This is a genomic window from Acinetobacter sp. GFQ9D191M (assembly GCF_011174875.1).
In the GTDB taxonomy this organism is placed as follows: Bacteria; Pseudomonadota; Gammaproteobacteria; order Pseudomonadales; family Moraxellaceae; genus Acinetobacter.
Genome location: NZ_JAALGV010000066.1, coordinates 1 through 12274, shown reverse-complemented (window position 1 = coordinate 12274; position 12274 = coordinate 1). Strand labels below are relative to the sequence as shown.

Annotated in this window: 10 protein-coding genes; 5 read left to right on the top strand and 5 right to left on the bottom strand. The window is 43.1% G+C overall.

Translation table 11 applies throughout. The features are described 5' to 3' along the window. Nucleotides 1–41: 41 nt before the first annotated feature. From yidC to rpmH, 4 genes are read right to left on the bottom strand one after another with little or no spacing between them, the layout of a single operon-like run. The gene (yidC, locus tag G5T77_RS09700; RefSeq protein WP_005233126.1) at nt 42–1805 is read right to left on the bottom strand and encodes a membrane protein insertase YidC; all 1764 of its coding nucleotides are present in this window, start codon (nt 1803–1805) and stop codon (nt 42–44) included. A gap of 5 nt (nt 1806–1810) precedes the next feature. Further along, nucleotides 1811–2131: a membrane protein insertion efficiency factor YidD gene (yidD, locus tag G5T77_RS09695; protein WP_005233127.1), complete on the bottom strand. Its 321-nt coding sequence runs from the start codon at nt 2129–2131 to the stop codon at nt 1811–1813. 9 nt (nt 2132–2140) lie between these two features. Then, the gene (rnpA, locus tag G5T77_RS09690; protein WP_034706193.1) at nt 2141–2536 is read right to left on the bottom strand and encodes a ribonuclease P protein component; all 396 of its coding nucleotides are present in this window, start codon (nt 2534–2536) and stop codon (nt 2141–2143) included. A gap of 29 nt (nt 2537–2565) precedes the next feature. Continuing rightward, nucleotides 2566–2700 (bottom strand): 50S ribosomal protein L34, encoded by a 135-nt coding sequence (gene rpmH / locus G5T77_RS09685; protein ID WP_000831329.1) that lies wholly within the window; start codon nt 2698–2700, stop codon nt 2566–2568. A gap of 658 nt (nt 2701–3358) precedes the next feature. Between rpmH and dnaA the strand changes: the two genes are divergently transcribed. The 5 genes from dnaA to G5T77_RS09660 all read left to right on the top strand — a co-directional run bounded on the left by dnaA (nt 3359) and on the right by G5T77_RS09660 (nt 10167). Then, complete coding sequence (gene dnaA, locus G5T77_RS09680; protein WP_004780349.1) at nt 3359–4741, top strand: chromosomal replication initiator protein DnaA; 1383 nt, start codon at nt 3359–3361, stop codon at nt 4739–4741. A 109-nt stretch (nt 4742–4850) separates the two neighbouring features. Then, nucleotides 4851–5999 carry a DNA polymerase III subunit beta gene (dnaN, locus tag G5T77_RS09675; protein WP_159124285.1) on the top strand — a complete coding sequence of 383 codons (1149 nt, stop codon included), beginning with the start codon at nt 4851–4853 and terminating at the stop codon, nt 5997–5999. A 25-nt stretch (nt 6000–6024) separates the two neighbouring features. After that, nucleotides 6025–7107: a DNA replication/repair protein RecF gene (gene recF, locus G5T77_RS09670; RefSeq protein ID WP_166139276.1), complete on the top strand. Its 1083-nt coding sequence runs from the start codon at nt 6025–6027 to the stop codon at nt 7105–7107. A 54-nt stretch (nt 7108–7161) separates the two neighbouring features. After that, nucleotides 7162–9627, top strand: coding sequence for a DNA topoisomerase (ATP-hydrolyzing) subunit B (gene gyrB, locus G5T77_RS09665; RefSeq protein WP_166139278.1), 2466 nt, complete (start codon nt 7162–7164; stop codon nt 9625–9627). A gap of 192 nt (nt 9628–9819) precedes the next feature. Next, on the top strand, nt 9820–10167 hold the full coding sequence (locus G5T77_RS09660) for a hypothetical protein (protein WP_166139280.1): 348 nt from the start codon (nt 9820–9822) through the stop codon (nt 10165–10167). A gap of 693 nt (nt 10168–10860) precedes the next feature. Here G5T77_RS09660 and G5T77_RS09655 read toward each other — a convergent pair. Next, nucleotides 10861–12024 (bottom strand): zinc-dependent alcohol dehydrogenase, encoded by a 1164-nt coding sequence (locus G5T77_RS09655; protein WP_159124281.1) that lies wholly within the window; start codon nt 12022–12024, stop codon nt 10861–10863. Between the last annotated feature and the right edge of the window lie 250 nt (nt 12025–12274).

The following is a 12274-nucleotide window of genomic DNA, read 5'->3' as shown; positions in this document are numbered from 1 at the left end:
ATTACCATCTTAAGCGGATTTATTCAGCCCATCAGTACAACTTAGTTGACTGGTGTTGCCTCATCGCGTTTAGCACGGTCTTTGGCAACAGACTTGTTGATCAGTGTTTGCTGCAAGATCGTGATCAAGTTGTTCACAATCCAGTACAACACCAGACCTGCCGGGAAGAACAGCAAGAATACTGTAAAGATCACTGGCATAATCTTGAACACTTTCGCCTGCATTGGATCAGTTGGCTGCGGATTCAGCATCTGCTGAATATACATGGTCGCACCCATGATCAATGGCAGGATGAACCAAGGATCCATTGAAGATAAATCTTGGATCCAGAACATCCATGGTGCATGGCGCAGTTCTACAGATTCCATCAGTACCCAGTACAGTGCCAGGAAAATTGGCATTTGCAGTAACAATGGTAAACAGCCAGCAAGTGGATTCACCTGCTCACGTTTGTACAGTGCCATCATTTCCTGAGAGAAGCGCATACGGTCTTCACCGAACTCTTCTTTCATGCGTTGCATTTCAGGTGCAATCACACGCATTTTCGCCATAGAGCGGTAGCTCTTCGACGACAATGGCCACAGGATCAGTTTCACCAGTACGGTTAACAGGATGATTGCCCAACCCCAGTTACCCACTAGACCATGGAAGAACTCAAGACCAACAAACAGCAGTTTGGCAATTGGCCATAACCAGCCATAATCTACAGTCTGGTTCAGACCAGTCGCTAGGTCTTTCAGCTCCGATTGAACTTTTGGACCAGAGTAGAAGGTCGCATCGATTTCAGCTACGGTGCCTGCAGGCACATTGAAAGTTGGAGAAGTAAAACCAATGATATTCATGTTATCAGTTGATTTACGTGATTCCAGCTTCGCACTGTAGGCTTCACCATTGGCTTGAGTCAATTTCAGGTTACCTGGCACCCAGGCACTCACGAAGTAGTGCTGAACCATTGCAACCCAGCCACCTTTGGCTTCGGTATTCAGTTTTTCTTCAACAAAGTTGTCAAATTTTAACTTGTTGTAGTTTTCATCCGGTGTACCCCAAGCGCCGCCCAGGAACGTTCCCAGTGTGAAGATACCCTGATCAGATTTACCAGGATCTTCGGAATTGTCACGTTTGATCTGACCGAACATCTGACCTTGCCAGGTCTGGCCGCTACGGTTGACCACTTTATGATTCACAACTACCGGATATTCACCTTCAGTAAAGTTGAAGGTTTTAATGACTTCTACACCATCAGCCGTTTTAAAGACCATAGGTACAGAAAGTACTTTGACAGTTTCGCCATCTTTATTTTTAGCGGCTTTGGCATCTGCCAGTGTATAAGCCGTTTTTTCCAACTCATAGGTTGGACGGCCATTACGGCTGCTGTCCGGTCCATTCAGACCGATCAGGCCCGACTGAGCGACATAAGTCCGTTTCGCATCGCTTTCCAGCATAACGAACGGTTCATCGCTGTCTTTATTCTTGTCATGATTGAGTAATTCAACACGAACAATATCACCACCTTTAGGATTGATCCAAAGATGATAAAGGTCAGTTTGTACTGAAATAAGCTGCTGACTTACAGGTGCGGTGGCATCCGTTGCTTGCTGCGCTGGCATATTTGCTTGTGGCAGATCAGAGGCGGTCGTCGCCGTCTGAGCATTTGGCAAATCTGCAGATACTTCATGTGAAACAACCGCAGCTTCTTGCTGTGGTTTGGTTTCAGCATTGCCATAATCTTTTTGCCACGCCAAAATGAGCAAATATGCGACAACAAACATGGCTCCGAGAATTGCAATCCTGGCCCATTGTTGCATATGTATTACCCCAAGTGGTTAGAGTGATTTTGGTTCAATAAACGATCACGAAAGGGTACAGCAACGTGAAGCGTTTGAGAATCTATTTGCTGAAATGAAATAAAACGAATCGCTTTCGGGGGAACCGGATCATATCCAGAGCCACCCCACGGATGACAACGGCAAATACGCTTAGTAGCCAGCCACACACCACGTACAGCTCCATGTGTATGGACTGCTTCCAAGGAATATTGAGAACATGTTGGAATATAACGACAGCGTGGTCCCAATAAAGGACTAATCGCAATCTGATAGAAACGTATTAACCAATGCAGTAAACGTACCATTGGCCATCTCTACTTTTGTGGGGAGGATGATGCTATTTTGGAATGCTTTTTGGCAAGACGGTTGAGTTTCTGCCAGGCAAATTGTAATTGCTGATGCAACTCTGCGTTCGGTACCGCTTCTATACCTACTTTAGGCATAACCACAATATCCAAATCATCTAGTTGCTGTTGATGCAGGCGAAAACTTTCGCGAGCAAGTCGTTTTACTCGATTTCGTTCGTGCGCACGGCGCACTTTTTTCTTGGCAACAACTAAACCCAAACGGCTGTTTGGCAGTTCGGAATGTTTTGCAAGAAAAAGGAAATGGGGTTGATGCACTTTAAAAAGCGCACCATCAAAGACTCCTTTATAATCTGCAGCACAGCGTAAACGAAGCTCTGTACCAAAACTATAAAGTGTAGTCATAACACCCAAAATCGGCAAAGCCTAACTGATTAAACAGTTAAGCTGTGACGACCTTTTGCACGACGGCGAGCTAGAACTTGACGACCAGCTTTAGTAGCCATACGAGCACGGAAACCATGAACGCGTTTACGCTTTAATTCAGATGGTTGGAATGTACGTTTCATATTGAAACTCCAAAAATGATCTTTCTATAAAGGTCCGCGATTTTAGTGCTCATTGCTTGAGCTGTCAATGCAAAAGCCACTTTCTTTTCAAATAAGACTGAAATCAAAATTGTAAATAGGGATTAAAAAAATTGTATTCAAATACCTATATATAAGTTAACCACAATATAACTATTTGTTTTAAAATTAAATATAAGTTATTAACACTTATATCAACATAGTTATCCACAACTTATGTGAAATCTAAATTTAACTCATGAGTTTTGAATTTAAATTTAAACTTTTCTTAGTTATCCACAAAAGAACCGAATCTTATAAATAAATTCAAATTTATAAATTTAAATTTATTACTATTAGGGTGGACTTTTTCTGTGGAAAAGCTAATTTTATATTAAATAAACAAAAACTTAGTTTGTGGATAAAACTGTTTTTATTAATTTTATACTTTGTGGATAACTTTGTGCTATATTTTATCCACAGCTTGCGGATAAACTTATCCACACCAGCTTTTTAAATTTAAATTTATCCACCATGACTGCTTTTTGCGCAAAATCTGTGGAAATTGCCATGACAGATGTGGATAACTTGGTTAGAATGGCGACCCGCTTTGGTCGCGGTCAGCCTTTTTGATTAACAATGGAATGAATAGGGGATTCACATGCTTTGGACAGACTGCTTAAATCGCTTGCGACAAGAGCTCTCTGGAAATGTCTTTACAATGTGGATTCGCCCATTGGTTGCGGAAGAGCTGGACGATACCCTGCGTCTTTATGCACCTAATCCGTATTGGACGCGCTACATTCAAGAGCATCATCTGGAACTGATTTCGATTTTGGCCGAACAGCTGTCTGAAGGTCGCGTACGTAAAGTTGAAATTCTGGTGGATTCACGTCCAGGTGCAATTTTATCTGCCAGTGAACAGCCAGCGACGACAACAGCGGCTTTGGAATCTGCGCCTGTGGTTGCGCCAGCGCCGCGTCCTAAGAAAGAAAAAGAAGATTCAGGCAAAAATAGCCGTAAACGTCAGCTGAACCCTTTATTTACCTTCTCGTTATTTGTTGAAGGCCGTTCTAACCAGATGGCGGCTGAAACCTGCCGTAAGGTGTTAACCCAACTTGGGGCTTCACAGCATAACCCGCTATTTTTATATGGTCCGACTGGTCTGGGTAAAACCCACTTGATGCAGGCCGTCGGAAATGCATTATTACAGGCAAAACCCAATGCCCGCGTGATGTATATGACTGCAGAAAGCTTTGTGCAGGATTTTGTCAGTTCCCTACAACAGGGCAAGGTTGAAGAGTTTAAGAAAAACTGCCGTTCACTGGATCTTTTGCTAGTCGATGATATTCATTTGCTCGCAGGTAAAGAAGCCAGTCTGGTTGAGTTTTTCTATACCTTTAACGCGTTGCTGGATGAATCGAAGCAAATTATCCTAACCTCGGATCGTTACCCTAAAGAATTGACAGAACTGGATCCACGTCTGGTTTCACGTTTTTCCTGGGGACTTTCTGTGGGTGTGGAACCACCCGATATTGAAACTCGTATTGAAATCTTGCTGAAAAAAGCTGAAAACACTGGTGTAGACTTACCACGTAACTGTGCGCTATTTATCGCCCAACAAGTGGTAGCGAACGTCCGTGAACTTGAAGGTGCGCTTAATAAAGTGGTGGCGATCTCGCGTTTTAAAGGAACGCCGATTGATCTGGATGTGGTACGTGAGTCTTTGAAAGATGTCCTCGCAATTCGTGCCCGTACCATCAGCACTGAAAATATCCAGCGTGTAGTAAGTGAGTATTTTCGCATTCCACTTAAAGAGCTGGTAGGTCCAAAACGTACCCGTATTTATGCGCGTCCACGTCAGCTTGCAATGGGTCTGGCACGTGAACTGACTGGAGACAGTTTCCCGGAAATTGGTATGGCTTTTGGTGGTAGAGATCACAGTACAGTCATGCATGCCTGCGAAAAAGTACAGAGCTTGCGTGAAGAAGATCCGATCTTCAATGAGGACTATAAAAACCTGCAACGCCTGTTGCAGAGTTGACCTAAAACGCTCAAATTCTGTTCTTGCTATGCGGCCTGTTTTGCCGCATAGTTAACTGCTAAAAATTCAACTTTTATCTTATTAATCTTCAGCTTTAGAGGAATGTACCGTGCGTTTAAAAATCGCGAAAGAAAGCTTACTGAATGTTCTCTCACATGTCGTAGGAGCGGTTGAACGTCGCCATACCTTAAATATTCTTTCAAACCTGAAAATCCAGGTGACTGCTGAAGCTTTGACCGTCACCGGTTCGGATCTGGAAGTGGAACTGGTTGCCAGCACACAGTTGGCTGAAGGTGCATGCCTGCAAGCCGGTGAAACCACTGTTCCAGCACGTAAGCTGATTGATATCTGTAAATCTTTGCCATCAGCAGCCCTGATCGACCTGCAAATTACCGATGACCAGCGTTGTATCCTGAAATCTGGAAATAGTCGTTTTGTGCTCGGTACTTTGCCTGCGGATGACTATCCATTACTGAATACTGAAAATACTCAAGGCACGCAAGTGACTGTGACTCAGCGCGAATTAAAGCGTCTGTTTGAAAAAACGGCTTTCGCAATGGCAGTGCAGGATGTGCGTTTCTACCTGACCGGTACTTTACTTGAAATTGACGCCAATCAGCTTCGTGCGGTAACGACAGATGGTCACCGCTTGGCACTGTGTGAAACAGCAGCACAATCGACAGCAACTCAACCGATTCAAGCCATTGTTCCACGTAAGGCAGTCGCTGAATTGCAACGTTTATTAAGCGTTGAAGATGAGCAGCTTTCTCTGCTGATTGGTCGTGAATTATTGAATGTGACCATTCGCATGGCCAGCCGTGATAAAGAACAGACCGATATCACAGTTCGTTTCACTACGAAACTGATTGACGGTAAATTCCCGGACTACCGCCGTGTGATTCCACGTGGTGGCGACAAGAATGTGATTATTGCGCATGACGTGTTTAAGCAATCTTTACAACGCGTGGCTATTTTGAGTAATGAAAAACTGCGTGGCGTATTCCTGAACTTTAATGCCGGTTCATTACAACTTCGTGCCAATAACCCGGAACAGGATGAGGCGATTGAAGATCTGGCCATCCAGTATGCAGATGCACCACTGGAAATGTCATTCAATGCGCAATACCTGATTGAAGTGCTAGGGGTACTGGACGGTGAAGATGTATCAATGACCATGACTGAAGCGAATCAGTCTGTACTGGTTCAGGATCCATCTCATACCGATCAGACCTATGTCGTGATGCCAATGCGTGTCTAAGCGACAGCTGAGCTAAGCCAACGCTATGCATATTACGCGTCTTCATATTGAACGTGTACGAAACTTAAAAACGGTTGCACTCCAGGGATTGCAACCGTTTAATGTTTTTTATGGCCAGAATGGTTCAGGCAAGACTTCAGTACTGGAAGCTATTCATTTACTGGCCACAGGACGTTCCTTTCGTACCCATATCCCGAAAAATTACATTCAGCATGGCGCCTCGGATGCGATTGTGTTCGCCCAATCGGAAACTGAAAAAGTCGGCATGCAAAAAATGGCCAGCGGGGAACAGCTGATTAAGGTCAATGGCGATGCGATTGCGACTCAAGGCCAGCTTGCCAAAATGTTGCCCTTACAACTGCTCGATCCCCAAAGTACCGATATTATCGATCATGGCGCCAAACCACGTCGTCAGTTATTGGACTGGTTAATGTTCCACGTGGAACCAGAGTTTTATCATGCCTGGCAATATTATTCACGAGCCTTAAAACAGCGGAACAGTCTGCTTAAATCCAAACGTTTTCTAAGTTTGTCTGATCTGGAACCGTGGAACCAGATGCTGAGTGAGTATGGCGAGATTTTGCACTCCCAGCGTGTCGGCATCGTGGAACAGTGGAAGCCATTTTTTGAGGATGATCTCAAGCATCTACTGCCTGATCTGGAGATTTCTCTGGAATACAGCCCTGGCTTTCACAGCGAAAACGGCCTGCTGAATGACCTGACCAATCATCATGATAAAGATGTGGAACGACGCTATACCGAATATGGTCCACATCGCGCAGATTTGCGTCTCAAGACCCCTTTGGGGGATGCTGATGTGATCTTATCTCGCGGACAAAAAAAGCTTTTAATGATGGCACTTAAACTGTCGCAAATCGCAATGCTGCATTCTTGTAATAAGGAAACTGTGGTATTATTAGATGATGTGACAGCAGAATTAGATTTAACCGCACAACAACGTTTAATTGAGCGATTGAGCCAGCTTGGTAGTCAAGTTTTTATTACCACTTTAGACCATGAATCAGTACAAAAGCACCTACATGATCTGTCTATCTCATATCAGTTATTCAATGTTGAAAACGGTACAGTTCAAGTTGTTGTGCAATAGTTTTTAAATTTTTACCTATCTTTGGATAAACCTATATTTCACTAGGGAGAAACCATGAGTTCAGAAGATCAAGCTGCTTCTCAAACAGAACAAACCACTGAAAAAGCTTATGATTCCTCTAGCATCAAGGTATTACGTGGTTTAGACGCAGTACGTAAGCGTCCAGGCATGTACATTGGTGATACAGACGATGGTACCGGCTTACACCACATGGTCTTCGAGGTTGTAGATAACTCGATTGATGAGGCGCTGGCAGGTCACTGTGATGAAATTTTAGTGACTATTCATGAAGATGAATCAGTTTCAGTATCAGATAATGGCCGTGGTATTCCGACCGACATTCATCCTGAAGAAGGTGTGTCTGCTGCAGAAGTAATTTTAACCATTCTGCATGCTGGCGGTAAGTTTGATGATAACAGCTATAAAGTTTCTGGCGGTCTGCACGGTGTAGGTGTATCCGTAGTAAATGCATTGTCAGAAAAACTGGAATTAACTATTCATCGTGCCGGTAAAATCCATGAACAGGAATACCGTCATGGTGATCCACAATTCCCGTTAAAAGTGGTGGGTGAGACCGATAAGACCGGTACTCGCGTGCGTTTCTGGCCAAGTGCTGAAACCTTTAGTCAGACCATTTTTAATGTCGATATCTTGGCGCGTCGTTTACGTGAACTGTCCTTCCTAAATGCAGGTGTACGAATCGTATTACGTGACGAACGTATTAATGCCGAATACATTTTTGACTATGAAGGCGGTTTGGCTGAGTTTGTTAAGTACATTAACCAAGGTAAAACCCACCTGAATGACATTTTCCATTTCACCACTCAGGCGGAAAATGGCATTGGTGTAGAAGTTGCACTGCAATGGAATGATTCTTATCAGGAAAATGTACGCTGCTTTACCAACAACATCCCGCAAAAGGATGGTGGTACTCACTTAGCCGGTTTCCGTGCAGCACTGACCCGTGGTTTAAATAACTACATGGACAGTGAAAATATCCTGAAAAAAGAAAAAGTTGTGGTTTCAGGTGATGATGCGCGTGAAGGTTTGACTGCGATTGTGTCAGTAAAAGTGCCTGATCCGAAATTCTCTTCACAAACCAAAGAAAAACTGGTGTCGAGTGAAGTGAAATCTGCTGTCGAGCAGGCCATGAACAAGGCTTTCTCTGAATATCTGTTAGAGAATCCACAGGCGGCTAAATCAATCGCTGGCAAGATCATTGATGCAGCGCGTGCCCGTGATGCGGCGCGTAAAGCACGTGAAATGACCCGTCGTAAGAGTGCGCTCGATATCGCCGGTCTTCCAGGTAAACTGGCGGATTGTCAAGAGAAAGATCCAGCTTTATCTGAACTGTACCTAGTCGAAGGTGACTCTGCGGGCGGTTCTGCAAAACAGGGCCGTAACCGTAAGATGCAGGCAATTCTGCCGCTAAAAGGTAAGATCCTGAACGTGGAACGTGCCCGCTTTGACCGTATGATTTCTTCTGCAGAAGTGGGCACGCTGATTACGGCACTCGGCTGTGGGATTGGTCGTGAAGAATATAACCCGGACAAGCTGCGTTATCACAAAATCATCATCATGACCGATGCTGACGTGGATGGTTCACACATTCGTACGTTGTTGCTGACTTTCTTCTTCCGTCAAATGCCGGAACTGGTGGAACGTGGTCATATCTATATTGCGCAGCCACCATTGTACAAGCTGAAAAAAGGCAAACAGGAACAGTACATCAAGGACAATGATGCACTGGAAACTTACCTGATTTCGAATGCGATTGATGAGCTGGAACTGCATATCAGTGCTGATGCCCCTGCGATTCGTGGGGAAGCTCTGGCCAATGTGATTACTGATTATCAAACTTCACAAAAGAGTTTGGCACGTTTAACTGTACGTTATCCTGCAAGCTTGCTGGATGCGTTGATTTCACTGGAAGCATTCAAGCTGGATCAGCTGGAAGATAAAGCTTATGTGGAAACCTGGGGTGAAGACCTGCGTGCAGCGATTGAAAAAATCCAGCCAAGTTTACGTCCTGAATTGAGTCTGGAACGTTTTGAAAAAGATGTTGATGGCCAGATCGTAGAAAGCTGGTTACCACGGATTACAATTTATGTGCATAACCTGCCGCATCATTACCTGCTAGATGCTAGCCTGCTCAGCTCAAGTGAATATGCACGTTTACTGAAAAATTCGAAAAGCTGGTTCACGCTGCTTGAAGAGGGTGCTTATTTACAGAAAGGTGAGCGCAAGATTCAGGTCAGCAGTTTCCATCAGGTTTGGCAGCACATTCTGCAAGACTCTCGCCGCGGCATGATGATCCAGCGTTATAAAGGTCTGGGTGAGATGAACGCGGACCAGCTGTGGGAAACTACGATGGATCCGGAAAACCGTAACATGCTACAAGTGACGGTGCAGGATGCAATTGAAGCAGACCGCATGTTCTCTTGTTTGATGGGGGATGATGTGGAACCGCGTCGTGCCTTCATTGAAGAAAATGCCTTGAATGCTGATATTGATACCTGATCCATTGGAATAAATCGAAACGAAAAAGCGCCTTTTAAGGCGCTTTTTTTACGTAAATTTTCTATTAATGCCGGATGAACTGTTTAGAATAATTTTAATCTAAGCAGTTTTTAGACCAATGATCCGCTGATATTAGGTTTCAAAAAAGCCTGGTTCAGTAGAATCAAGTCTTATTTATAAAGAGGTTTATCCATGGATAGCCAGCTTGAAGAAATACGTGAGATCTGGGCCAATGCATTCTACAGTGGCGACTATGATATGCTGCGCCACTATGAACATCAGGACTTTCAGGTGGTTTTTGAACAGGAAGGTCGTGTAGAAGGAAGTTATCTGCGTTATGACCGGATTGCTCATGCGGTACAAAATGGCGTATGGAAACCGCTGAAGCCAGACATAGAATATGAAGAATACGAGTACAATGAAGATCAGACCGAATGCCGGATCTTGATTGGACTGGAAAATAATAAACAGCGTCTTCAGGAGATCTGGAAGCTAGAGGATGAATGGAAAATTCTAGAACTTAGATTTTTGAAATCCTGAATTTCAATGATTTATTAAGTTGCTTCGAAATTTTTTAAAAATATTTGAATAGTGTTGTTTTAAATCTTGCTTAAAACTTGATCAATCGTGTGGATAACTGCAAAGTTATCCATATTTTTTATGTGAATAAGATAGTATTTATCCACAAGTTATATTGCCTTTCTTATCTCTCATTTTTTAAATTCAAATTTAATTTCTATATCTTGTGGATAAGTGTTTTTAAATTTAAAATAGGTTTTTGAATTTAAAAGACTGGTTAGAGCCATAACTTCTCTGCTCTTAAAAGCAACCAGTTCAGGTGAATTTTTATCTGTTTTTAATGGAAAAATTATATAAACCAGCTAAAAATTAATAGCTTATATTAATATTGTAGATTTAATTAATAATCAGCGTGGAACATGTTTTTAATTCTAAAGATCTTCACTGTAGCTAAACTACACAATTAATTTAATAATCAAGTGAAATTTCATTTTTATCAATGAATCATATGGTTATAGATTTTTCCAACTTTTACTTCTATAGCTTAGTTCTTTTTTAAGTTTGGTCATCACATGACTTAGTGCCAGTTCATCTGATAAACAGGCAATAGATCTGAACTTTTAAAACTGAAAATAGAAAAAGTATGGTTTATAAAATGGTGATCAAAAATAAAAAAAGCGCCTAATGGCGCTTTCTATTTTTTAATGATTGTATTTATGGGGTCAGAATAATCTTGCGGCAGTCTTCTTCACGTTTATCAAAAATACGGTAGCCTTCAGCAGCTTCTTCCAGTTTCATGCGATGGGTGATAATCACTTCTGGAGACAGCTGACCATTTTCTACATATTCAAGTAATTGTGGCAGGAATTTATGTACATGGGTCTGACCCATTTTAAAGGTCAGTCCTTTATCGAAGGCATCACCAAACAGGAAGCCATGAATTGGACCAGCATATACACCTGGCACACTTACCACACCACCACGGCGTACTGCAGCAATACATTGACGTAGGGCAAAGCCGCTCGAACCTTCAATTTTTAGATTCGTCATCACAGTTTCAAGCAAACTGCCTTTGGCCTCGAAACCAATCGCATCAATGACGGCATCAACACCACGATGACCGGCAGTATTCTGAATAATATATTCAGCTGCATCGACTTCATCAAAATTCACTGGAATTGCACCATAAGTTTGATGGGCGAAACGAAGGCGGTAAGGGTGGTGATCGACCATAAATATCTGTTCGGCACCCAGCATACGTGCGCAGGCAGCTGACAGTAAACCAACCGGACCAGCACCATAAATCGCAACACTGGAGCCGCGAGTCACCTGAGCATTGGTCACAGCCTGCCATGCAGTAGGCAAGATATCGGTCAGGAACAGGACTTTTTCATCTGGTAATGACCCTGGTACTTTAAATGGGCCCACATTACCCTTAGGTACACGGACATATTCGGCCTGTCCACCTGGTACACCACCATAAAGATGGCTATAACCAAATAAAGCGGCACCTGGTGGAATCTGTTTCTTATTGATAATTGCACCACGGCCGGTATTGGTATTTTCACAGGCAGCCATCAGCTCATGTTCACAGAAAAAACAGTGACCACATGCAATCACGAAAGGAATAATTACCCGGTCGCCTTTTTTCACTTCTGTAACTTCAGGGCCGACTTCTTCTACAATTCCCATAAATTCATGGCCGAAAATATCGCCATCCTCAGTGGCCGGAATTTTACCTCGGTATAGATGCAGATCTGAGCCACAGATGGCAGTCGCTGTCACCCTTAAAATGACGTCATCTGGTTCCTGAATCACTGGATCTGGAACGGATTCAACTCGTACATCCCGAGCACCATGATAGGTAAGAGCACGCATGCGGATTTCCTCTCTCTAGTTCAACATTAAACAGACTCGTATCAAGACTGCCAAAAATAAAAAACACTTTTATTAGAGCCTTATGCGCCAGGAAATCGCTGTAAATTAATGTATGAAATAAGACATCTGAGTGTTTAAAAAATAAACTTATATAGGATTTGCGTAATTCACTACAAAATATGTCAAAAACGGTTTCGATGAAGAAATCAGGGAAAAGATGGAGAGAGCAATAGACCTCTTGCGAAAGTAA